Genomic DNA, 13,157 nt, shown 5'->3' on the forward strand with positions numbered 1-13,157 from the left:
CACCTGGTGTGCACCCCCGCCGGGCTGCCGATCGCGTGGGCGCTGGCCGACCCGAAGCTGGACGAGCTGGACGGGGCCACCCCGCTGGCGTCGTGGTTGGCCGATCCGTCGCCGGTCGAGGACGTCGATGCGGCCGCGTTGTGGATGTCCACCCTCGACGACGACCGCAAGACTCGCACGATCACCAGCAAGGGTGTGGCGCGGGGGCGGGCCGCTACTACGTGGCCAAGTGGATGGTGGGCCGGGTCGGCACCGTGGTGCGGCTGCGGTCCATGCCGCACCACGAGCACGAGATGGAGGTGTTCGACGCCGACACCGGCGCCTACCTCGGCTCGGCGACGCTGGCGGATCAGGCGTCACCGGAACAGATCGCGGCGCTTCGTCGCACCCGAGCGCGCAAGGCGCGGCGGTTGCGGGCGGACCTGTCCGCGTGACCACCACACCCGACGTTGAACAGGAAGGATCCTGTCATGCCGGAGGTGGAGGAACAGTTCCCTCACAGCCCGCCGGCCGTGCTCACCGTCGGCGACCTCACACAGCAGGTCCTGTTCACACCCGACGACCTGCCGATCGTGTTCTCCGGGGCACGAGAACCGCCGACCGCCACGATCGTCACACCGTCACGACGAGGGTGAACGGAGCAGGGATATGAGCACGCTGGCCTTGGCGCAGCCGGCGATCGTGCAGGCGCCTGGGCCGACACCGGGAAGGTGCCGGACTGACTGCCGGCGGGCCGCGAGCGCGCTGCTGGGCGAGCTCTACGCCGTGGGCGAGCGCCACGGCATCCCGGCCCGGCGCTGGGCCCAGGTGAGCGACCTGGGCTCGGCCGTCGTCGAGCTGATCGACCCCTGGCGGGCTGACCGCCCCATTCGGCGAGGACGGCGCGGCCGCGGTCGCCACCCTGGTCCGCGACGTCCTCGCGGGAGACCACGGAAACCCCTTCCAGGCCTGAACGGACAGGACGGAGGCCCCAGCCGTTGCCCGCCACGTCGCCCCGCTGGGGGACCTGCTCGACGTGACCACCCGGTGGAGGCAGACCGCCAGTCGGAGTGCGTAGGCTGGGCCCGAAGGGCAGGACACGCCTCCCCCTCGCGACGAAGGAGACGATCGTGGCCACCAACGAGGAGTGGGAACGCCGCCTGTCCGCCGTCGAGAGGGAACTCGCCGACGTCCGACGACTCGCCGCTGGCGCACACGAGGACGCAGGCGATGCTAAGTCAACCCTGCGCAACCACGGTCGACTGATCAACGGCTGGGGTGAACAGATCTAACGCGCGGATCGACGGCCTGGAGACCACCCTCGCCGAACACAGCCGGGTACTCAGTGACGTCAAGACCGGCCAGGAGACGATTATCAGCTTGCTGCAGCGCCTCGACCGTCCGGACTGAAGGCATGCCGTGGGACGCACCGCGCGGGTCGGACCCGAGCCCCCCGGCCTCGCTGGTCGCCCAGGCACAGCGTTCCCGGCGGGGCCAAGCCCCCTCGGCCCTGATAGGCCCAGTTCGTGGGGAGCAACGCTGAGGGGCCATCCTCCTCGTCGGTAGCGGGGCGAACGCGAGCGCCACTCGACGTCACGTGCTGGCCACTGCCGGGCCGCCGCCTTCTGCTGCGGGGACACCCCGAGGACGCCGCGGCGGCCGTCCCCGGCGACGGGGGAGCACCCGCTGTGACGGGTGCTCCCCCTTGAGAGACGAGGAGTCTCAGGCAGCCAGGCCGAACCGGTCAGCCGGTGTCACGCGGGCCGCCGTGCCGCCGGCCTGCTCCTGATGCACCAGGTGCGCACCCAGCATGGCGATCACCAGCGGAGTCGCGATGCTGGCACCCAACAGCAGGGCACACACCGGTGCCGCGGGTATGCCCCCGATCAGCACCGATACCCCGGTGAGCACCACACCGACCAACAGCGAGATCCACACAACGCGAGCGGATACCACGTCCTTCTCCTTCCCGTCACAGACCGAACACGAGTATTCCGGAGTTCACCAACGCGGCCACGATGCCGAGCCACAGCAGCACCCACGCGGTCCGTTTCCGGGCGGAGTCGTTCGTGCGTAACAGGACGATCGCCGCCGCCATCAGTACCAGCGTGGCGACGGACAGAACGGTGACGACAGTTTTCATGCGGACAGTTTCCCCTCACCAGGGCCATGGGTCGGTGCAGCGAAAGGCATGTATACCCCCTCGCCGCACCGACCCATGATTCAGCACACGTGTGCTGCGATGATCCCGTAGATCGCGGAGAAGCTTCCACTCGCCCCGGAGAGGGTCCCCAAGACTCGCGCGGAGAGGAACACACCGGCGACCACCGCGCCTCCCGATGCCGCCAGCGCGCCCAGCGCCGCCGCGCCCAACGCGTAGACGGCCGAGGCGACCGCCCAGGTGCACGCACCCAGGGCCCGGACCCCGCCGCTGCCGCCGCTGCCCACCGTCACCGTGAGCCGACCCGACTCGTCCTTGCCCACCACGAGGGTCTCGCCGTCCACCGTGCCCACGGCGGCGGACTCGCCCTTGGCCAGGCCGCGGATGATGTCCGCGATGCCCTCGACCCGCTCGACCTGCGGCGGCTGGATCGAGTCCCCGGCCACCGAGGCCAGGACGTACGCCTGGGTCGCCTCACCATGGCGGGCGTGGCTCTCCGCGGCGTTGGCGGTACCCGTCCCCAGACAGGCCAGAACGGCGGCACCGACCACGGCTGCGATCGCCGACCTTAATCTCACGCTCGCTCCAAAAATGTGAAAACAACAACGGCTGTCCCCGATTTTCGGTCGCCCAGCGGAACCGAAAATCGGGACCGTGCGCACGGCGGTTCACACCGTACTGTTGTCACAGTCAACGGTGTAACGGAAGAAAGTCATGACACCCGGACAACGAAAGTCGAGGCGTCGACACGCATCCGGACCCGTAGCCAGCCGACAGCCATATACCCGAATATCGGGATACCGCAGCGTTCCGTGGTGAGCCCGAGGGTCGGAGTAGCGGTGAGAAAGCCCTGATCCTCCAACGACACGGCTCGGTGAGCCCGGTGGTCGTGCACCACGCGCCACCGACCAACCCGAGGGCGCGCCCCGGACACCTTCCGGTCGAGACGACGACCCCCACACGGCCGAAGAGATGTCCTCCAGCAAGCGGAAGTCATTGGTGAGGACCTCTACCGGGCCATGCTGGGCGAGGTTCTGACCACCAGCGCAGACTGGCGGCGATCCGCCGCGCCCGGGGGAGATCGTCAACGTGCCGATCAGGTCGAGCAGCTGTTCGCCGGAGGGTGCCAGGAGCTGATCAACCGCACGTACGCCCAGCCGCCCGCAGCGGCAGCGCCCTCGCCCGCCCGGCGGTCTCAGCAACTCTCCGCTGACCTGCATACCGCGGGTCCGCTCACCAGCTCGGGCGAGGACACCCACCGTGCTTGCGGCGCCGGCCGCGGGCCGCCGCAACGCGGCAAGGTGCACACTCCGCAGGGAGTCTGCGGCACCATGCCCGACCATGGCTGGCAAGAAGAAGGACATTGTCGCCCTGATCCGCCAGTTACGGCGGCAGGGCTGGACGGTGCGGCAACGCCGCCGACACTGGGCCGCCACCCCACCGGTGGCGGCAGACCCGTCGCCATCCCCTGCACCCCCGGCGAGTACCGGTCCGTCGCCAACACCAAAGCCCTACTACGCCGCGTCGGAGCGAAGGTGTAGAAGACCGATCCTCCGTGTCGGGTGTGGCCAGCATGGCACCGCCACCCGCCACCGCGGTGGGCATAAATCACCGTGGCCAGCCAGACCAGGAGGACGTCGAGGATCGGCACCGGCACCCGATGAGCCTGTCCCGCACCCCGACCAGCAGCGCCGAGATCTGCTCGGCCAAGACCACATCATCGGCGTCCCCCCGTAGCTCGGTGAGCCGGTCGCATAGCTCCTCGACACACTCCACGACCACCACCATCAACAGCCGCTTTTGCTGCGCATACTCCTCCCCCACCGTGCGGCACAGCTCAGACGAGGTGAACAGATTGACCCCCAGCCGGTACAGCACCTCGTGGTCGGCCAACGCCAGATCCGACAGGCGATGCGCAGGCGGCATCGCGTGCCCCCAGCAGGCCACGGCCACCGCCGCCACCCGCATCAGCATCGCCCGGCCTGCCTCACCCCACCGGCACACACGGTGTCATACACGCGGTGATCGGGTCGTCGGGTGTGGCCAGCAGGGCTGGGTCCGTGCCCTGTGCTGCGATCCGTGTGAACCCCGCGACGATCGTCTCGAACAGGACCGGATCGTAAGCATTGTCAGTTTTCTCCGCGTTCCCCAGGTTCCCCGTGACGCAACGCTGGTTGGCAGCATGGACACCATGGCTGATGATCACCCGAGGGTGCAGCGGATCTACGCCGCCGGCCAGCGCGCCGCCGAACTCGTCCCCGAGGATGTCGCCGTTCCGACGACTCTGATACCGGGGTTGCGGCGCCTGCTGGGCGAGGCACGGGATCTGCTGTGTGTGGCTGCCGACCGCCTGGATGCCGTGCTGGCGCAGCCGTCCCCAGCGAAGATCGAGGTGGGCTGGTCGCGGTTTCCCGAGGTGTTGGTGGACCCCGACGACATCCGCGAAAGGCTGCGCGCCGGGTGCGGGGTGCGGCGAGGAACCCGCATCGCCCGGGTCATCCACGCCCTGGCCGAGACCGTCGAACCGGACGGGCTGCTGGTGGTGTCGCTGCACGAGGTTGCGCGCGCCGCCGGGGTGCCCCGGGATCGGGCACGGGGGATCGTGCGGATGCTGGTTGACTGTGGTGTGCTGCTGCCGGTGGAGGAGTCCAAGAACGCGCCCCGGCTGTACGTGGTGCCGCAGTAAGTGTCGGCCCGCCCTAGTGCTCCGGGTGCGGGCGGGTTCATCGGGGCCGGATCTCGCTCTGGACGGGGCCGGTAGCGTGCCGAGTATGGGTGTGGAGGAGACCCGCGGCGAACTGACCCGGTGGACGATCCATAACGAGCGGGTGGTGGATGAGACACGGCGGCTGCGGTTGAGCGTCGCCTCGGTCGAGTTGCCCGACGGGGTGTGCTTCGAGCAGTACGTGCTGCGGATGCCGAAGGCCACCATGGTCGTGGTGCTCGACGACGAGGGTGAGAGGGCGCTGATGATGTGGCGACACCGGTTCATCCTCGACCGCTGGGTGTGGGAGCTGCCCGGCGGCTACGTCGACCCGAACGAGGATCCCGCGGTGACTGCCACCCGGGAGGTCGAGGAGGAGACCGGTTGGCGGCCCCGCAACGTGGAATTCCTGACCAGCTTCCAACCCATGGTCGGTAGTGCGGACGCGGAGAACTTGCTCTACGTCGCCCACGGCGCGGACCGCCTCGGGGCACCGGAGGACATCAACGAGGCCGAACGTGTTGAGTGGGTGCCGCTGGACTCGGTACGGGACCGCATCGCCAAGGGCGAGATCGTCGGCGCAGCCTCCCAGGTCGGCCTGCTGCACGTGCTCGCGTTCCGTAACGACCAGTAAGCCGGTCAGGCGGGGACGGGTACGCCCGCGCCCCGCAGGGACGCATACAGCTTGGTGACCGCCTGCTCGCTGCGGTAGGGGATGAGTCGGCGGCCGATGTCGACGAGATAGGCGGTCGTGCGGGTGGAGCTGATCCCGTCGGCCATACTCACCGCAATCGACGCGGTGGCGCAGGCTTCCTCAACCCGTCCCTGATCGGCCAGCACGGAGGCCAACAGGGCGGTGTTGAACATCCGGCCCCGGTCGTAGCCGTCGTTCATCTCCAGCGATCGGCGGGCGTAGCGCTCCGCCTCGGCCGGTTGGCCGAGGTCGCGGAAGCAGTGCGCGAACTTCGCCGCCAGGTAGGCGTCATCGAAGTAGGCCAACCAGCCGGGGCGCTGCTCGTGCTCGGCCCTGGTGAACACGCGTTCAGCCTCGGCCAACGCGGCACGACAATCGGCGCCGTCCTCGGCCAGGGCCAGGCCGTGCGCCTCCATCACTGCCGCCTCGGCCTGGAGAGCGACGAGCCCGCAGCGCCGGGCGGTGTCCCGAGCGGCCCGCGCCAAATCGACCGCGACGGCCGGGGAACCGAAGAAGGCGGCGTGATGGCTCATCCCCGCCCACATCTCCGCCGCCAGCGCGTCGTTCTCGGCGTCCTGGCACAGCCGCAGCGCCTGTCGCAGGTGAGCGCGCCCGGCGTTGGTGTCGCCGACGTCGTAGGCGATCCACCCGGCGAGCTGGTTCAGCTCGGCGACGGCAGCGAACAGATCCCGGCGTACCGCGTCACGAACTCGGCTCTCGCCCAGCAGGGACGTGACCTCATGGGTGAGGTAGGTGGTGACAGCCGATCGGGCGTGGCCGCCGCCGTGCTGGTTGTCCAGGCGCCGGAACACACTCGTCATGTCCCGCACGATCGCGACGTTCGTCGCCCCTATCGCCGGGCCGGTGGTTGCCGCGGCCGACCCCGAGGAGGTGAACCAGCCGAACGCTGCCGCCCCCGCCGCGAACGCCGCCTTGCCGAACTGCCGCCGCCGCACGTCGTCACCCTCTCCTTGACGCACGAGCTCTGTCGATGGCGTGATCGGCTCCTCGTCCACCAGGTCGGCCAGCTCTGTCAAGGTGATCCGCAGCGCCCTGGCGAGTGCCGGCCGGTGGTAGAGGGACGGGGCAGACGTCCCCCGCTCCCAGCGGGACACCGTGATCGGCTGTACGCCGACGCGCGTGGCAAGGTCCTCCTGGGTCAGCCCAACGGCTTTGCGTGCCCTGACGAGGCGATTCCGTCGCGCCATAGGTCATTCTCCCCGACGTCAGCAAAGTGGCGACACCGTAGCGAGCCGTGATCACCGCACATCATCGGGCTGAATGTCTAGTTCCTGTGGGGAAAGTGACCAGGTGGTGATCTGGGAAACGGTCGCATGTCGGGTCACGGTGAGTCCGTGACTCCGGTCACGCTCCCCCAGCGGGAACGCTCGTGTACCGCCGCCCCGACGCTCCTCCGGCTGGTGCACAGACTCCCCGCGCGCCGCCCCGCCCGTGTCGTTGTCCGGGCGGGGATGGCGTGCCCACCAGCGTTGTTTCTTCCCCGGGGAGGGGATTCCGGTGCTGACAAAGTGGTTCGCCGAGCAGACCGAGACCTACGACAACCAGCATGCCGGGGCACCGCACGGAGGGTGTTCTGCCTACGGACGACTCCCAGGCGACGATGATCCTGCCGCGGGAGATCATGTGGACCCCGCCGCCGCGCCCGTACTCGAACCCGTTTCCTCGGGCCCGGCTGGACGAGCGCGACCAGGAGCTGCGGGTGAAGACCGCGCGCTGGGAGGCCCTGCTGGCCTCGTTGCGGGTGGTGGGTGGTCGGGGTGAGCCCCGGTGACCATCGCCACCGTGGTGGTGCTGCCCGTCGCGGTGGCTGCGGCGATCTGGGTGGGTGTTGAGCGTCCCGACCCCGACCTGGGTAGGTGACGGCGGTGAGCTCCACGACGGTGACGTGGGTGCCGGCCGGGCACTGCCGGCACGCCTACCTCGGCACGCCGATGCCGGGCGAGTGGACGGTGAAGGTGCTGTGCGGCAAGGAAATCCTGTTCGCGCGGCCCAGCCCGGATTCGTCCGCCTGGGGCTGGGATCGGTGCGTGCACTGCGCGCGGCTTCTCCCACCGATTCCGGTGGTGGAGGTTGATCTGCCCGCCGACGGCGGGAGCTGAGAAGGTGCCTGCCATGATCACTGGTTCTGCGCTTCCCCCGAATCCCGGTTCTCGTCGGTATCGCCACCGGGAAGGGGCCGCAGCGTCCGCGCAACGCCGACGCGTACGCCTATCACGCTCACCGTGCCCGCGCGGCGGTGGCCGTGACGAACCGGTGGATCTCGAGCGTATCCCGAACGACGCCTGCATAGTGCTGATCTTCCACCGGAAACACTTCCGCCAGCACCGCATCGCCATCACGGAACGCATCGAGTTCGATGGCTCCGCCTCACCGGGAGCCCTGGGTCGATGCTCAGGTGCGGCTGCCCGCTGGACGATCGAACAACAGGTCCTTCTGCGTCAGCCGGGGGGAAGCGTCGCGGGCGGCCTTCGGCCGCGGGGCAGGACGTCGGGCAGTGGGTCGTGGACAGCCCATTCCAGCAGAGGGTGGCCCGCACCACGGTAGTGTGCCTGCTTGATTCGTTTGCGCTGCTCGTAGTCCTCGCGACCGCGGATTCCCCACACCTCCACATAGGTGTGTGGTGTGGTGTCCAGCAGCACGAAGTCAGGAAAGACACCGGTTCCGTCGTAGCGCAGCGGTTTGAGGAAGGCGCGGCCGGCCGCAGTCAGCGCCTCGCTCATGCGCAGTTCGTAGCTGGACTCGACGGGGATGTAGGTCGCCGAGCACAACATGACGACCGCGTCCTCGATCACCAGATAGCCGTTGCCCGGGTGACGGTCCACCAGGCACAACACCACCTGGCGGCCGCCGTGCTTGTTGCTGTGGCCGGCGAAGGCCGTCCGGTGGGACCGTCGGAGGCGTTCGTGCAGCGCGCGGGAGGCGAACAGCGGTGCCCGCAGGTGCGCCAAGCCGATGCGCACCCCGTACGGGGTGGGCTCGACCCGTCGGATCTCCCCCAGCACCAGGCCCCGCCGCCGCTGCGATCCCTCCCCGCTCAGCCGTGCGGTGAAGGCCTCGAAGTCGGCCGCGTGGCGCGCGCCGGTCGCGGGCCGATACGGCGGCACCACATAGAGCACCGAGGCCAGGGGAAGCCGGTTGACCACACACTCGCCGGCCTGCCGGGACAGGCGGGCGTGGCAGATGCCCCAGGTGCGCCGTGGCGCGCGTGGATGCCAGAGCGACAGCCTGGCCTGCTCCCACAGCCAGTGCAGCAGCGCCAGCAGGCCCAGCGCACGCCGCGACGTACCCCTCGTGGCGTGCGACGGGGTGTCGGCACGCCCCGCCGAGACGGGAGGAGCTGCGGCGGATCGGGTCCGCAGCGGCACCGCGAGCCGGATCGCGGTGCCCGAGTCGGTGCTGGTGATGGCCTCCCGCGGGTAGCTCGCACTGCCCGAGAGCGCCGGGTCCGTGCGGTACCAGGGACAGGTCGTGGCATGCAGGTGGCCCTGCTCCGGCCAGCCCGCCAAATGGTAGCGACCGGCCCGACACCGGATCACCAACCGCTGGGGCCGGTCGGGGTCACACAGGCACTCGGCGTGCCCCACCTCGGCGCGGGCCTTGCCGAACAGGCTGACGAACCGCCCCGGATGGGCGCGCAGCGCCGCCAGCGGCACCACGCGGCCGGCCAGCCGCACCCGGGCACCACCGGCGTGATCGGGCTCCTCGTCTGCTGCGCTCACGGCGTTTCCCCCTCACACAACCCCGATGCTGACCCACGGATGGAGGACGAACAACCGCATGCCAGGCCCCCGGTGCCTGCACGACCCCGTCACCGGGCTTCCCGCTGACGCCCGGGAGTGCACGCCCCCAGGGAGCGACGCCGCACACCACGAGGAGTCCACAAGGGACCACAAGGTGTGGTGAAGGGCCCCCTTGCGGTGGTGGTGTGCTGACCTCCGAGGCCAGCACACCGGAAGGGGTTCGCGCGCCAGGGATTCCGGCCCATCCGGGCCGGTGAGACACGCCTCGCTGCGCTCGGTCGCCTTCGGCGATCCCACCGGCCCGAACGAGCCTCCAACCCTGGCGCGCCCCTGCGGGCCCCTCCCGGTGTGCTCAGGCCAAGGGCCCCGTCAGCACACCACCACCGAAACGGGGTCAACGCGATGAGCCGGCACTACCTCACGCCGACGGACAGGACGACGTTCGATCACATCGTGGTCGGCTGGGACCGCCCCCTGGGCAGTTTCTTCGCCGACGCCGTCCCGGTCAGCACCACCCCGAAGGGCGAGGAGATCGTCGAGGAACTGATCGGGCTGACCGACCGTGTCACCGACCCGCAGACGGTCATCGACGTGGTCGCGCCCTACGCGCAGATCCCCACCGACCTGGCGTCGACGTTGGCCGACGAGGTCCGCAGGTCCCCTCTCGCCACGATCGACGAACACAACCGCGTCCAGACCTGGTGACCGTTCAGCGGGTGGGCCGAGGCCCGGGGCCGGCCCACCCGCAACCCTCTGCGCGGCGGCCGCGTCGTGCCCCGAGACGCCCGACCTTTTCCTGGCGGGCGCCGGGGGACCGTCCACACGCCGATCCCCGCCACGACCCGACGAACACCTGGAGCTGCCCCATGCCCGGGCCGTTGCCCACCGACCGTGAACAACTCCGTCACCTGCTCCTGAACCTGCTCGCCGCCCTGGACACCGCCCCACCGAGCGTGCTGAAGGCCGTGGCCGCCGAACGCCAACGCGACCTCCGCGGCGGCTGCGCCCCCGACGCACCCTCCCTGACCGCAGCAGACCGACTGGCCATGTTGGTCACGGCAGTGGGCAAGGTCGCCCACGAAAACGGTGTCGAGGCCAGTGACTTCCCCGACAAACTGCGCGACACGCTGATCCGGGTCGTCGCCATCGGACTCGGCTGGCTGGACCACCTTGGCGACCCCCTCGACCCCGACGAGGCCGACGAACCCGACGAATTCGATTCCCCCTTCTAACACCCCGAGCCCCGGAGCACCCACCGCCGGCACGAGTGCGCCCCACCTACACAGCAGAGCACCACCATCCACTGCTCAATAACGGGAACATCAGGAGGCCACGATGGACATCCAGACCACCACCGGCACCCTCGACCTCAACGAGCGTCACCGGCTCACCTCCACCGACCGCGGCTATGTCCAGGCGCTGCGCACCCACGCCCACATCACCCGCCATTACCTGTCCGTCGAGTACGGCGAGAACTGGGACGCCCACTCCCTGCGCGAGCCGGCACCGGCACCCGTGGTCCGCTCGGTGTGCTCGGCCTACACCTGCGTGACCTACCTGATCGACGCCGTCCCCCTCGACGTGGCCCTGCCCCGTGAGGTGCGCGGCCACATCGCGGTCATGCGCGAAGCCCACGACGCGCTCACCGGCATGGCCGAGCCCGACGTCAACGCCGTGGCCGCACTGCTGGACGCGGCCGAGGTCACCGCTACTGCACTCGTCCGGCTCCTCGGCGACCTCACCGAGGCAGCCGAACACCAGGTCGCCACCAGCCCGTACCGAGCAAGCTGGGAGTTCTTCCGCGACTGTATGCCTGACCAGGTCGACGGATACGAGATCCGGCACGTGGCCGCCTACATCCCCGGCGACCACAGCTCGTATGCCTCCGCTCTCGTGATCACCCGCACCCCCGGCCGCTGGCACACCCACCTGTTGGTCTGGGACCACGACAGCGACACCACCGAGTGGCAGCTCTACGACGGTCACAACGACCTCGGCAGCCAACACGCCGCCGACATGGACGTCCAGAAGCGGTCACACACCAATGCGAAGGCCCGCCGCGTGAGCCACACACTCTGAACACACACGGCGTCCCCGGACACAGGATCGGTGTTCGGGGACGCTTCCGCAGTGGCCGATCCCCGGCGATCAGGCGCAGCATCTCGCCGCGCGGCCCGCTACTGGCGTGCCAGGGCGCCCCATCATCGCTGATCAGGCATACCTGCCCGATCCTTCCCCAGCACGGCAACCCCAAGTAGGAGAGGCAGGTCTGGTCGGCCACACCGGTACGAGTGTCGGGCCGCCAGGTCGAGATCCCCACCCCGTCAGCCCTGGCGTACGTCCGGTCAAGCTGACCCGGGCACAGGCCCGCACCCCACCAGAACACGTTCCCGTCGGCGACCAGGGCCGGCCCCACCCGACGAGCTGGTCGGGTGGGGCCGGCCGGTGCAGCGCCCCGGACGGCGATCCGCTGCCCGGCATCACCCTGCCCGCCGGCGAAATCCTGGCCTGGCCCGACGGTGAACAGGCCGAGGTCGTGGCCCGGTTCACCCCACACCCCGCCGACCAGGCGACCAACCGCTAACCCCAGATTCCGGCGGAGTTCACCGCCCCCACAGCACACAGGCCCGGCCCCATCCATCCGTCGCGAACCGGATGGATGGGGCCGGGCCTGTGTGCGCAGTGGGCCCTGCGCGGGTCGTGACCTGGCTACCGCGGACCGGCTCGGCCCGCACCACCACCTGGAGCCGATGGCAAGAAGGGAATTCGTGATGACCGCCCACACCTCGGGCACCACCCTGACCATCCACCACGACTACGAGTCCGGCACGACGGTGCAGGGCACCACCCGCGGCAGCGCGGCCCACCAGGCGCTCAAGGCCCATCGGTCCTGGGTGTGGTCACGGTATGCCGGCGCGTGGCTACTGCGGTCCTCCCGGCACCGGCAGTCCAAGCCCTCCGCGATCGCCGAGATCGAACGGGTACTCACCGGGCTCGGTTACACCGTCGAGCAGGACATCGACGACGCCCTGCCCAGCGTCGCCCAACAGGAGGCCGACCTGGCCGCGCGGATGGAGGAGCGGGTCGACCGGCTTACCGAACGCGCCGGCAGGCAGGCCGCCAAGGCGGCCGCCACGCGAGCCAAGGCCGACGCCGTCTTCGCCACCATCCCGCTTGGCCAACCCATGCTGGCCGACCACCACAGCTACCGCGCTGACCGCAACCGGCGCGAGCGCGCCTGGGCCAACCTGGACACGTCGATCGAGCAGGCCGACTACGCCGCCGAGCTGGCCCGCCGGGCCGAGACCGCCGCCCACCACAGGGGAGCCCGGAACAACCCGGTCACCGTGGCCAACCGGATCGAGACGCTGGAGGCCAACCAGCGGCGGTTCCAGCGCGAACTCGAGGGCGAGCCAGGCTGGATCACGACCACCGACGAGCACGGCCAGCCCCAGCACCGGTGGGGGATCCGCCGCCCCAGCGCCGAGCGCGCCGGCCATCTGCGGCGCGAGCTGGCCACCCTCGGCGAGCAGATCGCCTACTGGAAGGACGTCTACGCCCAGCTCCAGGCCGAGGGCACAGCCTCCCCCCTCGGCCCAGGCCAGGTCAGCAAGGGTCACTGGGTGGCCTGCCGCGGCATGTGGATGCGCGTGGTCCGGGTCAACACCAAGTCGGTCAGCGTGCCGAACCCGATCTACCCGCCGCCACAGCCCGGGGAGAAAGAGACCACCGTGACGATCCCCTGGCACAAGCTCTCCGGGCACCGCACCCCCGAACAGATGCCACCCGAGTTCGTCGAGGCCTACGACGCGCCGGGCACCAACCGAGTCACCCTGCGCCTGCGGGAGCAGACCTAAG

The 13,157-nt window shown here is 70.0% G+C and carries 21 protein-coding genes; 14 read left to right on the forward strand and 7 right to left on the reverse strand.

Annotation, left to right across the window (positions count from 1 at the left end):
• The coding region (locus tag IEY55_RS32150; RefSeq protein ID WP_229686591.1) for a hypothetical protein at positions 1-185 on the reverse strand (185 nt) is incomplete at its 3' end.
• Between the two features lie 36 nt (positions 186-221).
• Between IEY55_RS32150 and IEY55_RS20620 the strand changes: the two genes are divergently transcribed.
• The 4 genes from IEY55_RS20620 to IEY55_RS32580 all read left to right on the forward strand — a co-directional run bounded on the left by IEY55_RS20620 (position 222) and on the right by IEY55_RS32580 (position 1,389).
• Positions 222-434 (forward strand): hypothetical protein, encoded by a 213-nt coding sequence (locus IEY55_RS20620; protein WP_189060158.1) that lies wholly within the window; start codon positions 222-224, stop codon positions 432-434.
• 36 nt (positions 435-470) lie between these two features.
• Complete coding sequence (locus tag IEY55_RS20625) at positions 471-635, forward strand: hypothetical protein (RefSeq protein WP_189060159.1); 165 nt, start codon at positions 471-473, stop codon at positions 633-635.
• 474 nt (positions 636-1,109) lie between these two features.
• Positions 1,110-1,271 (forward strand): hypothetical protein, encoded by a 162-nt coding sequence (locus tag IEY55_RS20630; RefSeq protein WP_189060160.1) that lies wholly within the window; start codon positions 1,110-1,112, stop codon positions 1,269-1,271.
• Positions 1,258-1,389: a hypothetical protein gene (locus IEY55_RS32580; RefSeq protein ID WP_268239337.1), complete on the forward strand. Its 132-nt coding sequence runs from the start codon at positions 1,258-1,260 to the stop codon at positions 1,387-1,389. The genes IEY55_RS20630 and IEY55_RS32580 overlap by 14 nt, the downstream gene beginning before the upstream one ends.
• Positions 1,390-1,701: 312 nt before the next feature.
• Here the strand turns inward: IEY55_RS32580 and IEY55_RS20635 are convergent, their stop codons facing one another.
• From IEY55_RS20635 to IEY55_RS20645, 3 genes are all read right to left on the reverse strand, one after another.
• Positions 1,702-1,935 (reverse strand): hypothetical protein, encoded by a 234-nt coding sequence (locus tag IEY55_RS20635; RefSeq protein WP_189060161.1) that lies wholly within the window; start codon positions 1,933-1,935, stop codon positions 1,702-1,704.
• 16 nt (positions 1,936-1,951) lie between these two features.
• Positions 1,952-2,122 carry a hypothetical protein gene (locus IEY55_RS20640; protein WP_189060162.1) on the reverse strand — a complete coding sequence of 57 codons (171 nt, stop codon included), beginning with the start codon at positions 2,120-2,122 and terminating at the stop codon, positions 1,952-1,954.
• Between the two features lie 80 nt (positions 2,123-2,202).
• Positions 2,203-2,718, reverse strand: coding sequence for a hypothetical protein (locus IEY55_RS20645; RefSeq protein ID WP_189060163.1), 516 nt, complete (start codon positions 2,716-2,718; stop codon positions 2,203-2,205).
• A 441-nt stretch (positions 2,719-3,159) separates the two neighbouring features.
• On the opposite strand from IEY55_RS20645, the gene IEY55_RS20650 reads away from it, so the two are divergent.
• Positions 3,160-3,681, forward strand: a complete 522-nt coding sequence (locus IEY55_RS20650) for a hypothetical protein (protein ID WP_189060164.1) — start codon at positions 3,160-3,162, stop codon at positions 3,679-3,681.
• Positions 3,682-3,748: 67 nt separating this feature from the next.
• Here IEY55_RS20650 and IEY55_RS20655 read toward each other — a convergent pair whose 3' ends face one another.
• Positions 3,749-4,114, reverse strand: coding sequence for a hypothetical protein (locus IEY55_RS20655; RefSeq protein WP_189060165.1), 366 nt, complete (start codon positions 4,112-4,114; stop codon positions 3,749-3,751).
• Positions 4,115-4,331: 217 nt separating this feature from the next.
• Here IEY55_RS20655 and IEY55_RS20660 point away from each other — a divergent pair, with 217 nt between their 5' ends.
• Together IEY55_RS20660 and IEY55_RS20665 are read left to right on the forward strand one after the other, a co-directional pair.
• Entirely contained in the window at positions 4,332-4,826 is a 495-nt protein-coding gene (locus IEY55_RS20660; RefSeq protein WP_189060166.1) for a helix-turn-helix domain-containing protein, read from the forward strand.
• An 85-nt stretch (positions 4,827-4,911) separates the two neighbouring features.
• Complete coding sequence (locus IEY55_RS20665; protein ID WP_189060167.1) at positions 4,912-5,478, forward strand: NUDIX domain-containing protein; 567 nt, start codon at positions 4,912-4,914, stop codon at positions 5,476-5,478.
• A gap of 5 nt (positions 5,479-5,483) precedes the next feature.
• On the opposite strand, the gene IEY55_RS20670 is transcribed toward IEY55_RS20665, so the two are convergent.
• A complete protein-coding gene (locus IEY55_RS20670) occupies positions 5,484-6,746 on the reverse strand; it encodes a helix-turn-helix domain-containing protein (RefSeq protein WP_189060168.1) in 1,263 nt (420 codons plus the stop codon).
• A 359-nt stretch (positions 6,747-7,105) separates the two neighbouring features.
• Between IEY55_RS20670 and IEY55_RS20675 the strand changes: the two genes are divergently transcribed.
• Both IEY55_RS20675 and IEY55_RS20680 read left to right on the forward strand, forming a co-directional pair.
• Complete coding sequence (locus IEY55_RS20675) at positions 7,106-7,330, forward strand: hypothetical protein (RefSeq protein WP_189060169.1); 225 nt, start codon at positions 7,106-7,108, stop codon at positions 7,328-7,330.
• 94 nt (positions 7,331-7,424) lie between these two features.
• Positions 7,425-7,658 carry a hypothetical protein gene (locus tag IEY55_RS20680; RefSeq protein ID WP_189060170.1) on the forward strand — a complete coding sequence of 78 codons (234 nt, stop codon included), beginning with the start codon at positions 7,425-7,427 and terminating at the stop codon, positions 7,656-7,658.
• Positions 7,659-7,997: 339 nt separating this feature from the next.
• Here the strand turns inward: IEY55_RS20680 and IEY55_RS20685 are convergent, their stop codons facing one another.
• A complete protein-coding gene (locus IEY55_RS20685; RefSeq protein WP_189060171.1) occupies positions 7,998-9,278 on the reverse strand; it encodes a DUF1173 family protein in 1,281 nt (426 codons plus the stop codon).
• A gap of 423 nt (positions 9,279-9,701) precedes the next feature.
• Between IEY55_RS20685 and IEY55_RS20690 the strand changes: the two genes are divergently transcribed.
• The 5 genes from IEY55_RS20690 to IEY55_RS20710 all read left to right on the forward strand — a co-directional run bounded on the left by IEY55_RS20690 (position 9,702) and on the right by IEY55_RS20710 (position 13,156).
• Complete coding sequence (locus IEY55_RS20690) at positions 9,702-10,004, forward strand: hypothetical protein (protein WP_189060172.1); 303 nt, start codon at positions 9,702-9,704, stop codon at positions 10,002-10,004.
• Between the two features lie 161 nt (positions 10,005-10,165).
• A complete protein-coding gene (locus tag IEY55_RS20695; RefSeq protein ID WP_189060173.1) occupies positions 10,166-10,531 on the forward strand; it encodes a hypothetical protein in 366 nt (121 codons plus the stop codon).
• Positions 10,532-10,634: 103 nt separating this feature from the next.
• Entirely contained in the window at positions 10,635-11,378 is a 744-nt protein-coding gene (locus IEY55_RS20700) for a hypothetical protein (protein ID WP_189060174.1), read from the forward strand.
• Between the two features lie 106 nt (positions 11,379-11,484).
• A complete protein-coding gene (locus IEY55_RS20705) occupies positions 11,485-11,883 on the forward strand; it encodes a hypothetical protein (RefSeq protein ID WP_189060175.1) in 399 nt (132 codons plus the stop codon).
• Between the two features lie 187 nt (positions 11,884-12,070).
• Complete coding sequence (locus IEY55_RS20710; RefSeq protein WP_189060176.1) at positions 12,071-13,156, forward strand: DUF3560 domain-containing protein; 1,086 nt, start codon at positions 12,071-12,073, stop codon at positions 13,154-13,156.
• The last annotated feature ends 1 nt before the right edge of the window (position 13,157 follow it).

The organism is Longimycelium tulufanense (assembly GCF_014645795.1).
Lineage (GTDB): Bacteria > Actinomycetota > Actinomycetes > Mycobacteriales > Pseudonocardiaceae > Longimycelium > Longimycelium tulufanense.

Bases quoted from the DNA above. Each gene is read 5' to 3' on its own strand.
- IEY55_RS20625 (WP_189060159.1), top strand. From the start codon at position 471: ATGCCGGAGGTGGAGGAACAGTTCCCTCACAGCCCGCCGGCCGTGCTC.
- IEY55_RS20670 (WP_189060168.1), bottom strand. From the start codon at position 6,746: ATGGCGCGACGGAATCGCCTCGTCAGGGCACGCAAAGCCGTTGGGCTG.
- IEY55_RS20660 (WP_189060166.1), top strand. From the start codon at position 4,332: ATGGCTGATGATCACCCGAGGGTGCAGCGGATCTACGCCGCCGGCCAG.
- IEY55_RS20675 (WP_189060169.1), top strand. From the start codon at position 7,106: ATGCCGGGGCACCGCACGGAGGGTGTTCTGCCTACGGACGACTCCCAG.
- IEY55_RS20690 (WP_189060172.1), top strand. From the start codon at position 9,702: ATGAGCCGGCACTACCTCACGCCGACGGACAGGACGACGTTCGATCAC.
- IEY55_RS20695 (WP_189060173.1), top strand. From the start codon at position 10,166: ATGCCCGGGCCGTTGCCCACCGACCGTGAACAACTCCGTCACCTGCTC.
- IEY55_RS20640 (WP_189060162.1), bottom strand. From the start codon at position 2,122: ATGAAAACTGTCGTCACCGTTCTGTCCGTCGCCACGCTGGTACTGATG.
- IEY55_RS20710 (WP_189060176.1), top strand. From the start codon at position 12,071: ATGACCGCCCACACCTCGGGCACCACCCTGACCATCCACCACGACTAC.
- IEY55_RS20655 (WP_189060165.1), bottom strand. From the start codon at position 4,114: ATGCTGATGCGGGTGGCGGCGGTGGCCGTGGCCTGCTGGGGGCACGCG.
- IEY55_RS20650 (WP_189060164.1), top strand. From the start codon at position 3,160: ATGCTGGGCGAGGTTCTGACCACCAGCGCAGACTGGCGGCGATCCGCC.
- IEY55_RS20665 (WP_189060167.1), top strand. From the start codon at position 4,912: ATGGGTGTGGAGGAGACCCGCGGCGAACTGACCCGGTGGACGATCCAT.
- IEY55_RS20700 (WP_189060174.1), top strand. From the start codon at position 10,635: ATGGACATCCAGACCACCACCGGCACCCTCGACCTCAACGAGCGTCAC.